Source organism: Acetobacterium wieringae, assembly GCF_023700225.1.
GTDB classification, from domain to species: Bacteria; Bacillota; Clostridia; order Eubacteriales; family Eubacteriaceae; genus Acetobacterium; species Acetobacterium wieringae.
This window is the reverse complement of record NZ_CP097897.1, coordinates 2,812,907-2,828,750: the sequence shown is the minus strand read 5'-3', so window position 1 is coordinate 2,828,750 and position 15,844 is coordinate 2,812,907. Positions and strand designations below refer to the sequence as shown.

The window sequence follows — 15,844 nt, the reverse complement described above, 5'->3', positions numbered from 1 at the left end:
TGTCGCCTTTTTTTGCGCAAATTTTTTTGATGAATCAAAAGGAGAAAGAAATGTATAACTTTGATCAGTTGCTCATCCTGTTCAGCGCCCTGCTTTTTTTAGTCGTTGTGTTTAGTTTTATTAATGAAAAAACAATCAAACTACCCTACGAAATTGGACTGGTTGTTTTTGGTTTTATCTTTGTCGTGCTTTATATTATTGGCCGAAACCTGAATCTGGTTCATATCCCGATCGAGTTTTTAAATCTCTACCGCGAATTTGACTTTACGGATTTCTTATTTAAAGGTGTACTGTGCTTTATGCTCTTTAGTGGAGCCTCGCGAATTGAATTTGGCGATTTCAAGGCTGACAAGTTTTTAATTGCCAGTATGGCAATAATCGGAACCCTGGTCTCAACAGTGGTGTATGGACTCTTGTTCTTTGGTTTGGGCTATCTGATTCATGTCAACATTACCTTTCTGGAAGCCTGTATTCTGGGAGCGATTGTGGCGCCAACCGATCCGATTTCGGCGATGAGTATTCTGGCCAAGGCGGGTTTACCCAAACGCATTGGCCTGATCATTGAAGGTGAAGCCTTGTTCAATGACGGGGTGGCCGTAGCGATTTTTGCAACCCTGCTGACGGCTTTAAAACTTTCGAGCAACAGTGTCTCCGTGATGAGTTTTACCTGGGGTCTGGCTACCGAAATTTTGGGGGCCGTAGCAGTCGGTTTTATCATCTCTTTTCTGTTGTTTGAAGTGTTTAAGCAGTCAAATGATAACTTTATCAAAATCTTTACCAGTATTTTAACGGTAATGCTGTCTTACCTGGTTTGTGAATACTTTTCGTTCTCGGGTCCCATCGCCGCCGTGATCTGTGGCCTTTACTATGCCACTGCCATTGCCGGACTGCAGCGAAATAATCATATCTGTATGACCGAGGAATTACGTGATTTATTCTATTCCTTCTGGTCAGTGGTCGATAATCTGCTAAACGGGATCTTATTTTTGCTAGTCGGGGTATTATTACTTAACATCAAAAACATCAATACCCTGTCAGTGGGGATGATCTTCACCATTGCCATTGGATCGATTGTTTTCAATACCATCGCCAGACTGGCGGGAGTCTATGCATCAATGATCTTTAATAAAAATCCGCCAAAGAGCAAGGGCATGCCAAACCATAGATTTATTGCCTTTATGACCTGGGCCGGATTAAAAGGCGGCCTCTGCCTGGCTTTGATTATGGGCACCAGTATCTCGCTGACGACCCCAACCTATAACCTGTTTTTGGTAGCGACCTATGCCATTGTACTGTTTACCACCGTGGTGCAAGGGCTATCCGTGGGTAAGGGGTACATCATGCTTAGCGGCAATGGCAGTAAAGCTAAACCCCAGAAGAAAAAAGTCAAAGTTGCCGGCAGTGTGATAAAATAAATTATCCAATGATAATTTGACTTGAAGCAGCACGGTATTCCCGATCGGAAAGACAAGCGCTACTTGTGAATAAGAGCAGAGCCGGTTATAATAAACAAAGAGCTTATCTTATTCGCAAAGTGGAGGAATCATGAGAATATATATTGCTGCATCATGGAAGCATCAGCATGCGGTTGAAATGCTGACTGATTTATTGGAAAGCCGGGGCCACACAATCCTGTCCTGGATCCGGGAAGGGCGGCCGGAAGAAGCCTTTCTTTCGCAAAAAGAGCTGACGCATTTTATTGAGTCAGCTGAAGGAACACGGGTTTTTGACTTTTGCATCGCATCGGTTACCAGTGCCGACCTGATTATCTACGTCGGTCCATCCGGCTGTGATGCCTGGGCTGAAATTGGTGCGGCTTACGGCTCCAAAATTCCAATCTTTGGGCTGCTGGCCAAAGCTGAACAGGTGGGGCTGATGCGCCATATGATAAAAAACTGGTACAGCTCGATTTCGGAGTTGATGACGGCTGTGGATGCCATAAAGTAATAAACGACTAAAAATTAACAGTACCAATGATGGTGCTGGAACTTAAAAATCAAACGGAATGTGTTTATTAGACGCTATCGTATTAACGGTGGCGTTTTTTTATTGCGGATTAAGAAATAAATACATCTTTAGCGGATTAAATAGCGACATTAAACTGGACAGTTGTTTTATTGTCATGTAAAATGATTTTATAAACCATAAAGAGAAGGTGCCTTGAATGTTTAGTATTGCAATCTGTGATGATCAGCGTGGAATCTGTTCGGAAATTGAAAGTATTATTTTAGAATATAAAAAATCGACCCGGCAGGAAATACAAATCGAAGTGTTTTATTCGGCTGAAAAACTCGGTATTTATATGGAACATGAACATAATTTTGATTTAATCTTTCTGGACATTGAAATGAAGGGTTTAAATGGTCTTGATCTGGGTCGCAAAATTCGCGAAGAAATGGACAACCAGGTCACCCAGATTGTCTATGTTTCGGGTAAAGATAGCTACTATAAAGATTTGTTTGAGGTTCGGCCAATGCATTTTCTGTCAAAACCGGTGGAGCCGGATCAGGTAATCAAAGACGTCGAACTGGCCATGAAATTAGCAAACCGTTTAGGCGGTGTTTTCAGTTACAAAAAAGGATCGGAGACACATAAGCTAGCCATAAAAAACATCATCTATTTTCAGAGTGTGAACCGAGAAATTAAAATTGTAACCACAACCGGGGAAGAATTATTTTATGGCAAAATTCAGGAGGTGTTTCGGCAAGTGGCCAAATACCGGTTTATTACCATTCACAAATCCTATATCATCAATTATGAACAGGTTACCAATTTTAAGTATGACGAGGTTGTGATGTCAAATGCGGCTTGTCTGCCAATCAGTCAGTTAAAACGAAAAGAAGTCAGAGGACTGCAGATGAAATACGAACAAGAGAGGTTTCTTTAATGGCGTTAAGCACCTATGAAATGGTATATCTGTTAACCAATATTTTTGGAACCTATATCGTTTATAAATTTATGCATATTTTCTTTGAGACCAAAGAAGTCAATCATAAGATAGAATTCTTATCCTATGTGGGATATTACATATTTATTGCACTGGTATATTTAACGATTAATATACCGGTCGTTACGATGATCGGTAATATCGTTGCTTATTTTGGTTTGTCATTTAACTATAAAGCTGGGATTAAAAGGCGTCTTTTGTCGGTATTGATGATTTATTTAATTGGAATGTGTATTGAGGTGATTGTTGCCTTGCTGAGTGGTTATTTTAATTATTCTTTAATAACCGTTAACAACTATTCGTCAGTATATGGACTGTTCATTTTTCAAATTTTGCTATATCTGGTCATACGCATCCTAAACAATTATAAGAATATCAGAAAAGGAGAAATAATCCCGCTTGCTAATTGGGCAGCAATTATTATAATCCCGATTTCATCTCTATATATTATTCTAACCTTATTTCAAGCAACGGGTCTTTCCTGGGAGCAGATTTTAATTGGCGTGGTACTGATATTACTTGTTAATTTTACAACGTTTTATTTGTATGATGTCATTTCAGCTTCGATGGTCGATAAAATGGATAAAATTTTGCTTGGCCAGCAAAACAAATACTACCAAAAACAATTCGAACTAATGGAGTCATCCTTAAAAACAACGAAAGCAATGCGGCATGATCTGCGTAATCACTTATCGGTTATCTATGCATTGGTTGAAAAAGGGGAAAGAGACGCTTGGTGCTAGAATAAAAATAGTACAAATCGAAATGAGAAAATCCAAAATTAATAAAAACATGGTACGATAAAAGAATCGTACTGAAGGAGGATCTCATTATGGCAAAACAACATGATAAACAATTCAAACTGGATGCAGTCCGGTACTATGAAGAACACAAGGAACTCGGTCTGCGTGGATGCGCTGAAAATCTCGGCGTTGGTTACAGCACGCTGGGAAAATGGAGCAAGGAACTTCAGGACAGCGGCAGTATTGAATGTCGTGGTTCAGGTAATTATGCATCGGATGAAAGTAAAGAAATCGCGCGTTTAAAACGCGAGTTGCGTGATACCCAAGATGCATTGGATGTCCTAAAAAAGGCCATCGGCATTCTGGGAAAATAACCGAAGCGATTTATGTTGAGATTGCTAAAAAGGCGGAAGCTGCTCATCACGAGAAGCGCCGGGTTTCCGTCTCCGGAATGCTGCAAAAACTGGGTGTATCACGAACCGGGTATCGATCATGGATTAACAGAAAACCATCGAATACCCAAAAACGACAGGAAGTTCTTAAAACCAAAATTGAGACCATTTATAACGACTCAAAGCAAAATTATGGAGCTCCGAAAATCACCGAAAAATTGAAACAGAGCGGTGAAATAATTGCTGAGCGGACTGTCGGCAAATACATGAAACAAATGGGTATCAAAGCTCAATGGATCAAACCTTATACGATCACGACTAAAGATTCTGACTTCAGTAAAAAACTCAGAAATATTCTTGACGAACAATTTAATCCCGAACGCCCCAATGCTGTCTGGTGCAGCGATATTACCTATATTTGGACAATGGACGGATTTTTTTATCTAACCAGTATCATGGATTTGTATTCTCGAAAAATCATTGCCTGGACGCTGTCAAAAACAATGGAAGTTTCCTGTGTAATCGACACTGTTAATAAAGCTAAAAGCCGTCGAAATCTCGATGCGCCATTGATCATTCACAGTGACCGCGGCAGTCAGTTCGTTTCAAAAGAATACCAGAAGGCAACGGCAAAAATGCAGCGAAGTTATTCTAAAAAGGCATATCCCTGGGATAATGCCTGCATTGAATCCTTTCATGCCATTATTAAACGTGAATGGCTCAATCGCTTTAAAATCCTTGATTATAACCATGCTTACCGGCTGATCTTTGAGTATCTGGAAACCTTTTATAATACAACTCGAATCCACAGTCATTGTAATTATATGTCGCCGAATAATTTTGAAAAACTTTTTACTAAAACACAAAATGAAAATTTACAAATAGCAGGTTAAAATGTGGGTGTCAAATTCTCATTTTAATTTGTACTAAATCTTGACATAGGACCATTTCAATTAAATCCGCATTAGCATCGACAGAAGATTTAAATTTAATTTCGTATAATGCAGAAACCGATGAATCAAAGTATTATAAAGAAACTGAAATAAGTATTCCAATAGAAGTATTAGACATGACGACTAACAATGTAACTGGCTCTTTTTTAGGAGACTATCAAGTAGATCCACAAACCTATTCTGTTTCGGTTAGGCTAGGTATGTATTTCACTCAAGGACAACAAGATGGGTTTACAACTTTTAGAGTTGAAGGAGTACATGTAGATTATAATGTGTCTGATCCTCAAGCTTGGTTTACAAAGGCAGAAGTCGGTTATCAAATGGAGGGTGTTAGAGCCGACAATCGTAACAATTTAAATTTTGCACACAGTTGGCTAATAAACAATGCTGCAAGAACATGTAATAGAGACTATTATTATCCCAGTCCATATGTTAAAATTACTGGGGAGTGGTTCATTAAAAGAGCTGTTTTTGCTGGTACTTTAGCTCGTAGTACAAGTTCTTGGTCATTTGTACTATATGACTCTTATTGATTTATAGATAAAAAAAGCAATCGAAGTCGGATATATATTAATTATTAGGCAAGCCTAATACAGACCATAGCGACCTCCCACAAAGGATGGTTGAAAACAGCATCTGAGAATGATCAAGTGGCCAGCTAGAATCTGGTAACATTGAGCTAAGGCAATCGTTAGCTCATCCGTGATTTCACAATTAACTATTAGGGACATCAGTTTTTTATAAAGCACAGCATTGTATGGTTATTTTTTCGCAGGAACTTATAAATAGCGGTCATAAACGGACGATGGAAATAATTGCCCGTTTATGACCGTGCGTTTTTAATCTTTAAATATCGGCTACGGTTTCGGGATACTTCATGAGAATTTCTGTTGCGATTTACCAACTGAACCGTAAATTCGTGGCTCAAACGCAAATTTCCGGTTTTCCAACTTTTGTCGAATTAGATCCCAGTTGTAATGTGGTCTTGTTGAGTTGATATTTGAAAAAATGTTAAAATGCGGAAGAACCAATTTCGTACCAATGCTTTCGGTATTTCGTTTCAATTATTCTGTTCTGGTTACAATGGACCAAATCCACTATTATTATTTGAGCATATGTTTTAATTTTTCATATGAAAAGCCCAAAAGCACTGAAGCTGAGTTTCAATGATTCTAATTACCATAAAAAAATATGCTGATCGAGTAATAAGAACTGCACCTGATAAAAATATAAAATGGGAGAAAAGTCTGCTCCGCCCGATTTTAGAGGTGGCAGATGGTGTTGCTTAGACAAGGAGAATGAAGATATGAAGGAAAGAATGATAAAAGTTGCTTTTATGATCGGGTATCTACTATTTTTTATACTGATGGATTTTTGGATTGTATCAATACAGAATAGCTTCTATACGACGGAACTACTGAGCGACGGTTTTTACGTCGATCGCTATTGGTTGGTGACGTTTATTTCATTTTTCAAATGGTTTGTTCTCGGCTTTCTGTTAAATTTTATGAGTAATATTAAAAAAACAAAATTTAACATTGACATCAGTTACCTTGGGATTGCCCTTGCAAGTCTAGTGATCTGTTTATTGATTCGCTTAACACTTATACCAGTTCCAATGATGATCTATGGTAATGGATATTTAATGGCTCAACTCTATTCTTTTGTTCCGATTTTCCCTGGGTTTTTTATGTTTGAAGCTTTCTTTTCAGAGTAACAGCTCTAAATAAAGATAAGTTGATTTCTAATTCGTTGAAAGTGGTATGATGTACACATCAGGTTGGACACAAAATCTTAAAAATAAGTTATAATGATGCTATGAGTGGTAGCTAAGAAACCACCGTTATTCAGAAACCAACGACATCTCCTGACCTATAATTGCTGGATAGCCCAGAAAAAGAGTTTTTACCCTATGAAAATGTGTGGTAGATTTAGGCCAGTAAAAAATATAAAAGGAGCCAGCATCATGAGATTTCTATTTGAAAAATTTCCCGAAAACAACGACTTTGATCCTGAGAATGAGGGTTATCATGCCATTAATGAGCCGAGTTTTTTAAAGCTTTGTTTGATGTCAATTCCAGTTATTCTCATTTCCATGTTTATTATTGGGCTGATGTTAAAGATCCGGCTGGGAGCGGATTATCATTTGAATATGACAAACAGTTGGCGAGACGTTTTTTTGTTCGTAGTTTTGATCCCAATTCACGAAATGCTGCATGTAATACTTTATCCGGATCGGATTTTGTTTACAGAATTTATTGGTGGTTATAAAGGGTCGATTTATCGATCATTTTTTGGCGATATAAAAAAGGAAAGGCTGTTATTACTGCTGATATTTCCGGTCATTATTTTAACGGTTATACCCGTTCTATTTTTAATGATCTCAACTATAAATAATCCTCTTTTGTCAAAAATTGTTATAATGAATATGGTTTTATCGAGTATGGATGTCCTGTCATTTTATGGGATTTTGACCAAAATTCCGGCGAATGCAAAAATTCGAAATAAAGAGACACGCTCATACTGGAAATTTTAATCGCGGAGGTACTTGAAAATGAAAAAACAATATTATCTGGATTTGGGACTACTAATCATAATCCTGGGATTATCGGTTTACTTATTGTTTCAGGTTGATAATCCTATTGACACCATAATTTTGATTGGCTTTGCCGTCATATTCACCTATATCAATCTAAGATTTAGAATTATCTTTAAATATCCCTATGAGGGTAAGCTAAGTATTGGCAATTATTCCGGCTATTTTCAAATTCTGTTGGGAAAGCTGTTGTACATCATTGGCCTATTAAGTCTTACAAATGCGGATTTTGATAAGCCGCATCATTTAATTATCTACGGTTTTATTCCCGTAATCTGGTATCTATCGATCTTCCACAATACGGCTTATATCTGTAACAATTATTTAATCTACAATTTTTCAAGGGTTATTGATATCAAGGATATTGACCGGTACGAGATGAAGAAAAAAACGTTGGATATATATTCTCTAGTTGTCCATATGAAAAATAAAGAAGTGCTTAAGCTGGGCCTGAATGATTTTAACTATCATAAACTTCAATGTGTCAATACCAACGATTTATAGCGAAAAACTTATGACCCAGTTAATGTGTCTGATCCCGATTTTATCTGGCTTCTTTATGTTTGAAGGCTCGCTTACCGTAAAAGAAATTGAAATCAGCTGACTTGGATTACCGAATAAAACCCCTGAACAAAAAATAATACAAGCACGCAAGTACTTCTAGCTCCGGCATTTGCCGGATCTTTTTTTAGTCTATACAAAAAAAGCGGCTGTGGGATAATAAACAAAACGGATACGAGTGAGGACACCCAAATGAGAATATTACATACCGCCGATTGGCATTTAGGCAAAAATATTGAAGGTCATAGCCGGATGGATGAGCAGGCCTGCTTTCTGGCGGACTTTGTTAAAATCGTCAAGGACGAAAAAATAGATCTGCTGATCATCGCCGGGGATGTTTATGACAGCTATAATCCACCAGCCCGGGCCGAAGAATTGTTTTATGAGACCCTAAAGCAATTGTCCGACGGTGGCAAACGGCTGATTCTGGTGATTGCTGGCAATCACGACAATCCCCAGCGGCTTGAAGCGCCGGGACCGTTGGCCCGGGATCATGGTATTCTGATGGCCGGAGTACCCAAAACGATCATCCCCACCGGGGCTTACGGCCAGCATCAGGTGGTGGCAGCGGGAGAAGGTTATGTGGAACTGGAGATCAACAGCGAGCGGGCCGTGATTCTGCTCTTGCCCTATCCCAGTGAAAAACGGCTCAATGAGGTTTTATATGATCTGACCACCGCCGAAGACGAAAATCAAAAGTCCTACAGTGATCGGATTCACAGCTATTTTTCGCAACTGGAGTGCCATTTCAGAGACGATACCATCAATCTGGTGACCACTCACATCTTTGCCATGGGCAGCGAGGAAGCCGGTTCAGAGCGAACCATTCAGCTGGGCGGCACCTATATTGTCGATGGCCAGTGCTTTCCCGAAAAAGCCCATTATATCGCATTGGGACACATTCATAAACCACAGGTAATTCCCGGTACCAATGGCCGGGGCCGCTATGCCGGGTCACCGATTCATTTTAACCGCCGGGAAATTGCCTACGGGAAAAAATGCATAATCGCTGAAATTGTTGTTAGCAATGGCGTTACAGTCAAAAATGAAATCAGTGAAATAGATCTGAAAGTATACAAGCCCATCGAAGTCTGGAAATGTGACAATGTCGATGATGCCATCGCCCGATGCGCGGCCAATGCGGATCGATCCTGCTGGGTTTATCTGGAAATTGAGACGGATCATTATATCCGGGAAGATGAAATCAAAAAAATGAAGGCCCATAAGAATGATATTCTGGAAGTAATCCCCCGGCTGACCACTTTAGAAACTGAGGCTAGCCTGGAAGCCTTGACAGAGAAATCCTTTGGCGATGTCTTTAAAGAATTTTACCGCCGGGAACGGGGCACCGAAGCCGATGATGAGGTGCTGGAACTGCTGCTGTCGCTGGTTGTTGAGGAGGATAAACAATGAGACCGATAAGGCTAAAAATTAAAGGCATTAACAGTTTTCAGGACGAACAGCAAATTGATTTTGAAACCCTGACCGAGGCGGGTATTTTTGGCATTTTTGGCCCTACCGGTAGCGGTAAATCGACGATTCTCGATGGCATTACCCTGGCGCTTTATGGCAAGCTGTCCCGCAACAGCTCCAATTACATCAATGTCAACGACGACAAGGCCAGTGTCGTCTATGAGTTTGTCATCGACGGTGCGGAGGAAAAAACCTATCAGGTCAGTCGGGAGTTTAAGCGCAATAAAAACGAAGGCATCAATCAGGGAAAATGCCAGTTATTGGAATTAAGACCGCAAGGGCCGCTGGTGTTGGCGGATAAAACCACCGAGGTGACCAATGCCTGCGAGGAAATCATTGGCCTGGGTCTGACCGATTTTACCCGAACCGTGGTGCTGCCCCAGGGTAAATTCAGCGATTTTCTGAAGCTGGAGGGCAAGCCCCGCCGGGATATGCTGGAGCGGCTGTTTAATTTGTCCAAATATGGGGATGATCTTGCCAATCGGCTCAAGTCCGAGCGGATCAGGGAAGTGGAAAAGCAAAACCAAATCCTCGGCAGCATGAATACCTATGAGGGTGTTACTCCGGAAGCGCTGGCCGAAAAAAAGCACAGTTATGAAGAAAATCAGCGCCAGCTTCAAACAAACCGGGAAAAGTTTAATACGCTCGATATCCAGTTGTTAGAAGCAAAAAAATTAATGGCCTTGCTGGCAGAGCAAAAAGATACCAAAGCAGCACTTACGGACCTGGAAGCGAGAAGTGCTGAAATAAAAAGCAAGGAACAGCAACTGCGGCTGGGAAAAAAGGCATTAGAGGTGCGTCCCTTTCTGGAAGCCTTTGAAACGCTAAAAACCCAGGTTGAAAGGGGTCGGCGCAGCTTGGCTGACAGCGAAGAAAAGCTGTCCCAATTGTTTGATGAAAAAGAGACATGTGAAAAAAGCTTTAATCAAACCGATACCTATAAAACCGAAAACCTCTTCAAATTTCAGAGCAAGCTGGAAAAGGTGGATGATGCCATTGGCTGGAAACAAGCTCAGCTGGCCCTGGATAAAGAAATTCGTGAGATGAATAAAAAAATGGATGAGGCGAATCATCAAAAAATCAACCTGGAAAATGACAAGACCAGGTTGCAGGAAGAACTGGAAAAAGAAAAAAAACAACTGATTGCCCAGCGACGGGAAGAAAAACAATGTCGGATCGAACCGGACTATCGCCAAAAAATCACCCGGGGGATGGCCGTTACCGAAGAAATAATCCGATTAAAAAATGAAATAGCGGACGATCAAATACGCCTTAATAAAAACCAGACTGAGATCAATACATTGCTTGAAAGCGAGAAGAACCTGGAAGCGCAGAAGCAGGTAAAAGAAGCCGAGCAAGCAGTTGTTGAGCAGGAGCTTATTGCTCTCGAAAAGGCCCGGCCAGCGAGCTGGGATAGTATCGGAAAGGAAAAGGAAGCGGCGCTTCACTGCCAGAATCTTTTTCTTAAACAACAACAGGCAAATGCAAGTATGATTGCGTTGGAAAGTCAGATCGATGCCCTGATTCAGACCATTGGGACAAAAAAGGCGGCGGAAAAGCTTTTAAAAGAAAAGATGGCAGCAGTGGAAGAAGAACTGATCCAGCTGGAAAACAAGAATTTCGGCCTTAAACTAAGAGAATTGTTAAAGGATGGAAAACCCTGCCCGGTTTGCGGCGCAACAAAACATCCTTTCGCCGAGGATCGGGATGAATCGGATGACGCCATTCGCAAGGCGGTGATAAAAAAAGCCCACCAGCAACAGGAGCAGGAATTAAGCGAACTGACTGCTGAAATTGCCCAGCTAACCGGCAGTTTCACCACCTTGGTTGAAAATCAGAAGCAGCTAAAAACTGAAATTGCCAGTCTTGGTGAAGCGATACCCGAAGGACAGCCGGAATTGCTGGTGGCTGCCAATACGAAGCGGAGTCAGGAACTGGAAGTTTGGGAAGAACGTTTAAAAAAGCTGGAAGCCCGAAATCAGGAGGCCAAAAACCAGTTACTGAAGCTGGAAGGGGATCTTAAAGAAAAAAACGCAAGTCGGGAAGCGCTACTGCTTCAGACCCGGGAATTGGAAGTGCTTAAAAGCAAAAAAGAAACAGCTTGTGCAGAGCTGGAGACAGAAGGGGCGGAATTAAGAAAGCAGCTCAAGGTTAATAAAGCTTATGATTTTTACGCCGCCAATGAAACCATAAAAAAGCTCGATCAGCGTCGCAGCGAATTGATGGATCATCTTGAAAAACTGGAAACGGCCGTTAATGACCAACAGCAACAGCTGGAAAAACAGAGTGAAGTCATTCATGGGGTCAACCGACAGGTTCAGGAATTTTTGCTGCTGATCGGCCAAAAGGCTCAGCAGTTTAAGGAAAAGAAAAGTGCCATTGAGGAAAAACTGGGAAAAGACTACCCATTGCCTGAGCTGGATGAACTGAAAAATAAGTTTCAAGGTAATATAAAATGGATCGAAAACGCCTGGAATACGGCCAGAACAAAGCTGGATGCGGCGCGGGAAGCCTACGAGAAAACACAGGAAATGGTAACCATTCAAAAAGCAAATCTGACAACGCTGGAAAGCCAATACGATATCACCGCGGCAGGGTTAAAAAAACAACTGATGGCGCATGGCTTTCTTGATTTGATCGCCGCTTTAAACGCCTGTATCCCGGATCAAACCATTAAAAATCTGGAAATGGAAATAGAGGGTTATCGTCAGAGTCACACCAAATTAGCGGGCAGGCTGGAAGATCTGAACCAGAAAATTAATGGCCGGGAAATGACCGATGTCGCCTATGCTGAGATTTGCTCGGTTCATCAGCGCCTGGAAGCAGATATCGAAACACAGAAAGTTCTGGATATCCGCTTAAAAACCAGTGTTGATGAGCTGGAAAAGCGACTGGCTGAATTGGCGAACTATTTAGAGCAAAAGGAACAGGTGGATCACCGGCTGGGCCTGATAGCTGATCTGGAAAAATTGTTTTCGGGCAAGCGATTTGTCGAATTTGTGGCCGTTTCCCGACTTAAGTACATCTCCATTGCGGCATCCAAACGGCTCACTGAGATCAGCAACGGTAATTACGGACTGGAAGCTGACGATGAGGGGAAATTCATTATCCGGGACTACAAAAATGGCGGCCAGTGCCTCGGGACGCCTCAACCCTGTCCGGTGGGGAAACCTTTCTGGCCTCATTAGCATTGGCGCTGGCGCTGTCCGCCGAAATCCAGTTAAAAGGACGGGCCCCGCTGGAATTTTTCTTTCTCGATGAGGGTTTTGGTTCGCTACATGAAGATGCCCTGGAGGTGGTGATGAATTCCATCGAAATGCTGCATAACGATCGCCTGAAGGTGGGGATCATCAGCCATGTGGAATCGATCAAGAACCGGATGCCGGTTAAATTGCTGATTACCCCCGGCGAAGCCGGAGTTGGTGGCAGCAAGGTGCGAATTGAAAAATAAATGGATTAAAATATAAAAGGACAACAATGACAAGGGATTATACAATCAAGTATTCAAAACGAAAAACGATGGGACTCTATATCACTAAGAACGCTGAAATTGAGGTGCGGGTTCCCAATGGAACCCCGCAGAAGGTCGTAGCGGATTTTGTAGCCCAGCACCAACATTGGATTGACACCCACCACGGGGCGGTGGCCCAACAGGTGACAGAGCGGGAGAATTTTGCATTGCGGTTTGGGGCCAAGCTCCTATTCCTGGGCCACGAATTTCCTCTGGAGCCAGTCGAAAAACCAGCTTTCGGTTTTGATGGCCAGCACTTTTATGCTTATGCCCAGATGTCGGCCGAGGAATTAAGAACCAGTCTGGTGGGTGTCTACCGAACGCTGGCAAAAAAGGTGCTCGGCGATATGGTAAAAGATCTGGCCAAACATATGGGATTAGAGCCCAAGGCTGTCAAAATAAACGGTGCCCGCACTCGTTGGGGTTCCTGCTCCAGAGCCGGTAATCTCAATTTTTCCTGGTATCTGGTGATGGCCGAAGAGGCCACCATTCGCTATGTGGTCGTCCACGAGCTGGCCCATCTGATTGAAATGAATCATTCCCCCAACTTCTGGCGAATCGTTGAGCAGGTACTCCCCAATTACAAATCGGAACGGGAAAAGCTGAAACTCCTCCAGAAAAAACTAAGCGTTCAGTGCTGGGAATAAGCGAGATCATCTCGCTTATTTTTTTTGATTAAAAACTTGACAGGTAAGGGAAAAGAGTTTATAGTGTATATATAGTATATATACACTAAGACAAGCGAAATGAGGTGGTAAGTTGAATATTGTCATTAGCAATTCCAGTGACAAACCGATTTATGAACAGATTGCCCAGCAAATCAAGAAGATGATTATCAGCGGTGAACTGAGTCCCGGGGACACCTTGCCAAGTATGCGCTTTCTGGCCAAGGAGCTACGAATCAGTGTGATTACCACCAAGCGGGCCTACTCGGATCTGGAACGGGATGGCTTTATTGAAACCGTCACCGGTAAAGGCAGTTTTGTGGCCAACCAGAATTTATCATTTATCCGGGAAGAGCAACTGCGGCTGGCCGAGGAGTTTTTGCAGAAAGCGGTGGATATTGCCAGAAGCAGCGATATTTCCTGGGCCGAACTCAGTGAATTGTTAGAACTATTGTATAAGGGAGAATAACATGACGAATGCCATTGAAATTAGAAATTTAAACAAAAACTATCAGGATTTTCAACTCAAAGATGTCAGTTTTAAAGTGCCCAGAGGCAGTATTGTCGGCTTTATCGGTGAGAATGGCGCTGGTAAAACCACGACCATTAAAGCGATCCTGAATCTGGTTAGTCGCGATGAGGGAACCATCGAGCTACTGGGCATGGATAGCTTAACCGATGAGAAAAAAATCAAAGAGTCTGTCGGGGTTGTGATGGACGGGTGCAACTTTCACGACAATTTAAAGACCGGTGATATTTCAAAAATGATGAAGAGTATCTATAAAAACTGGAATCAGCAAATGTTTCAGCACTATCTGAAAGAATTCAAGCTGCCAGATAATAAAATCATCAAAGAATTTTCCCGGGGGATGAAAATGAAGCTGCAGATTGCCGTGGCGTTGTCCCACGAAGCGGAGTTGCTGATTCTGGACGAAGCCACCAGCGGACTGGATCCGATTGTCCGGGAGGAAATTCTTGATGTTTTTATGGAATTTATCCAGGATGAAAAACATGCCATTTTGATATCGTCACATATTACCAGTGATCTTGATAAGATTGCGGACTATATTGTCTTTATTCACCAGGGCGAAATTCTGCTTGACGAAGAAAAAGAGACCCTGCTTTCCCAAATGGGGATTTTGAAATGCGGCGAAGCAGACTTCCGCAAACTCGAGGGCAGTGAGTTTATCCGTTATCGCAAGAATCAGTTCAGTTTTGAGGTGCTGGTGACAGATAAGGCGGCTATCCGTAAAAAATATCCGGAGGCGGTTGTGGATGGGGTAACCATTGAAGAAATTATGTTATTTTATGTAAGGGGGCAACAATAATGAAGGGACTGATCTTAAAAGATCTGCTTAACTTAAAAAGCACATTTAAAATGTTGGGTGTGATGATGGTCTTTTTCGCCGTTGTTTTCTTGCCTCAAGGAAATGGTTTTATCTTTGGGATGATTATATTGATGTTTGCGATGATGGTAGTGACCACGATTAGCTATGATGATCTGGCCAAGTGGGACGCCTATGCGTTAACCATGCCGTTGACCCGAGCCGAAATGGTGCTCAGTAAATATCTGGTGATGGTCATCTTAAACACCCTGGGGGCGGTTTTGTCACTGACTGTTGGAATAGTTGGCAACATTATCATGGGCAAAAGCTTTGATCTGGAAATCCTGGCTATTGTTGGGGTAATCTATCTGGTGGCCTTAATCTTTGGTTCGGTGATTATTCCCTTGATTTATAAATTTGGCACTGAAAAAGCTCGATTGATGCTCTTTCTCTGTGCCCTGATTCCAACGGCCCTGATTCTATTGCTGGAACAGTTCAATGTCCCCCTGCCAACCACCGGAAATCCGTGGATTTATTTATTCTTGTTAATCGGCCTTTCTGTCGCTGGTGTGATCCTTTCTTATCTGATCTCACTTAAGATTTATACAAAAAAAGAGTTTTAGAAAGAACCATTTTGAAAGACACCACTTAACGAATTGATTTAAGGTGCGTATTGAA

Annotated in this window: 15 protein-coding genes and 2 pseudogenes; all 17 read left to right on the top strand. The window is 41.7% G+C overall.

Annotation, left to right across the window (positions count from 1 at the left end; all coding sequences use genetic code 11):
- The first annotated feature begins 50 nt into the window (after positions 1–50).
- Positions 51–1,415, top strand: a complete 1,365-nt coding sequence (locus tag CHL1_RS13890) for a cation:proton antiporter (protein WP_250933509.1) — start codon at positions 51–53, stop codon at positions 1,413–1,415.
- A 130-nt stretch (positions 1,416–1,545) separates the two neighbouring features.
- Entirely contained in the window at positions 1,546–1,947 is a 402-nt protein-coding gene (locus CHL1_RS13885; protein ID WP_250933508.1) for a hypothetical protein, read from the top strand.
- Positions 1,948–2,164: 217 nt separating this feature from the next.
- Positions 2,165–2,887, top strand: a complete 723-nt coding sequence (locus CHL1_RS13880; protein ID WP_250933506.1) for a LytR/AlgR family response regulator transcription factor — start codon at positions 2,165–2,167, stop codon at positions 2,885–2,887.
- Positions 2,887–3,690: a hypothetical protein gene (locus CHL1_RS13875; protein WP_250933505.1), complete on the top strand. Its 804-nt coding sequence runs from the start codon at positions 2,887–2,889 to the stop codon at positions 3,688–3,690. The genes CHL1_RS13880 and CHL1_RS13875 overlap by 1 nt, the downstream gene beginning before the upstream one ends.
- A gap of 89 nt (positions 3,691–3,779) precedes the next feature.
- On the top strand, positions 3,780–4,064 hold the full coding sequence (locus CHL1_RS13870; RefSeq protein WP_070370063.1) for a transposase: 285 nt from the start codon (positions 3,780–3,782) through the stop codon (positions 4,062–4,064).
- The gene (locus CHL1_RS13865) at positions 4,022–4,975 is read left to right on the top strand and encodes an IS3 family transposase (protein WP_338076062.1); all 954 of its coding nucleotides are present in this window, start codon (positions 4,022–4,024) and stop codon (positions 4,973–4,975) included. Before CHL1_RS13870 ends, CHL1_RS13865 begins: the two co-directional genes overlap by 43 nt.
- A 176-nt stretch (positions 4,976–5,151) precedes the next feature.
- Positions 5,152–5,568: a hypothetical protein gene (locus tag CHL1_RS13860; protein WP_250933503.1), complete on the top strand. Its 417-nt coding sequence runs from the start codon at positions 5,152–5,154 to the stop codon at positions 5,566–5,568.
- Between the two features lie 773 nt (positions 5,569–6,341).
- Complete coding sequence (locus CHL1_RS13855) at positions 6,342–6,752, top strand: hypothetical protein (protein WP_250933501.1); 411 nt, start codon at positions 6,342–6,344, stop codon at positions 6,750–6,752.
- 105 nt (positions 6,753–6,857) lie between these two features.
- A complete protein-coding gene (locus tag CHL1_RS13850; RefSeq protein ID WP_250933499.1) occupies positions 6,858–7,571 on the top strand; it encodes a DUF3267 domain-containing protein in 714 nt (237 codons plus the stop codon).
- A gap of 18 nt (positions 7,572–7,589) precedes the next feature.
- Entirely contained in the window at positions 7,590–8,135 is a 546-nt protein-coding gene (locus tag CHL1_RS13845; RefSeq protein ID WP_250933497.1) for a hypothetical protein, read from the top strand.
- Positions 8,136–8,384: 249 nt separating this feature from the next.
- Complete coding sequence (locus CHL1_RS13840) at positions 8,385–9,605, top strand: exonuclease SbcCD subunit D (RefSeq protein ID WP_250933496.1); 1,221 nt, start codon at positions 8,385–8,387, stop codon at positions 9,603–9,605.
- Positions 9,602–10,252, top strand: a pseudogene (locus CHL1_RS18555) (AAA family ATPase); the annotation flags it as partial. The gene CHL1_RS13840 and the pseudogene CHL1_RS18555, both read left to right, overlap by 4 nt.
- 2,349 nt (positions 10,253–12,601) lie before the next feature.
- A pseudogene (locus CHL1_RS18550) lies at positions 12,602–13,116 on the top strand (SbcC/MukB-like Walker B domain-containing protein); the annotation flags it as partial.
- Between the two features lie 26 nt (positions 13,117–13,142).
- Positions 13,143–13,823: a M48 family metallopeptidase gene (locus CHL1_RS13825; protein WP_250933490.1), complete on the top strand. Its 681-nt coding sequence runs from the start codon at positions 13,143–13,145 to the stop codon at positions 13,821–13,823.
- 112 nt (positions 13,824–13,935) lie between these two features.
- A complete protein-coding gene (locus CHL1_RS13820; protein ID WP_250933488.1) occupies positions 13,936–14,310 on the top strand; it encodes a GntR family transcriptional regulator in 375 nt (124 codons plus the stop codon).
- Position 14,311: 1 nt separating this feature from the next.
- On the top strand, positions 14,312–15,169 hold the full coding sequence (locus CHL1_RS13815) for an ABC transporter ATP-binding protein (RefSeq protein ID WP_250933486.1): 858 nt from the start codon (positions 14,312–14,314) through the stop codon (positions 15,167–15,169).
- The gene (locus CHL1_RS13810) at positions 15,169–15,789 is read left to right on the top strand and encodes an ABC-2 transporter permease (RefSeq protein WP_250933484.1); all 621 of its coding nucleotides are present in this window, start codon (positions 15,169–15,171) and stop codon (positions 15,787–15,789) included. Before CHL1_RS13815 ends, CHL1_RS13810 begins: the two co-directional genes overlap by 1 nt.
- The last annotated feature ends 55 nt before the right edge of the window (positions 15,790–15,844 follow it).

Excerpts from the sequence above, each read along its gene's own strand:
- CHL1_RS13890 (WP_250933509.1), top strand. The coding sequence starts at position 51 with ATGTATAACTTTGATCAGTTGCTCATCCTGTTCAGCGCCCTGCTTTTT.
- CHL1_RS13885 (WP_250933508.1), top strand. The coding sequence starts at position 1,546 with ATGAGAATATATATTGCTGCATCATGGAAGCATCAGCATGCGGTTGAA.
- CHL1_RS13880 (WP_250933506.1), top strand. The coding sequence starts at position 2,165 with ATGTTTAGTATTGCAATCTGTGATGATCAGCGTGGAATCTGTTCGGAA.
- CHL1_RS13875 (WP_250933505.1), top strand. The coding sequence starts at position 2,887 with ATGGCGTTAAGCACCTATGAAATGGTATATCTGTTAACCAATATTTTT.
- CHL1_RS13870 (WP_070370063.1), top strand. The coding sequence starts at position 3,780 with ATGGCAAAACAACATGATAAACAATTCAAACTGGATGCAGTCCGGTAC.
- CHL1_RS13860 (WP_250933503.1), top strand. The coding sequence starts at position 5,152 with ATGACGACTAACAATGTAACTGGCTCTTTTTTAGGAGACTATCAAGTA.
- CHL1_RS13855 (WP_250933501.1), top strand. The coding sequence starts at position 6,342 with ATGAAGGAAAGAATGATAAAAGTTGCTTTTATGATCGGGTATCTACTA.
- CHL1_RS13845 (WP_250933497.1), top strand. The coding sequence starts at position 7,590 with ATGAAAAAACAATATTATCTGGATTTGGGACTACTAATCATAATCCTG.
- CHL1_RS13840 (WP_250933496.1), top strand. The coding sequence starts at position 8,385 with ATGAGAATATTACATACCGCCGATTGGCATTTAGGCAAAAATATTGAA.
- CHL1_RS13825 (WP_250933490.1), top strand. The coding sequence starts at position 13,143 with ATGACAAGGGATTATACAATCAAGTATTCAAAACGAAAAACGATGGGA.
- CHL1_RS13815 (WP_250933486.1), top strand. The coding sequence starts at position 14,312 with ATGACGAATGCCATTGAAATTAGAAATTTAAACAAAAACTATCAGGAT.
- CHL1_RS13810 (WP_250933484.1), top strand. The coding sequence starts at position 15,169 with ATGAAGGGACTGATCTTAAAAGATCTGCTTAACTTAAAAAGCACATTT.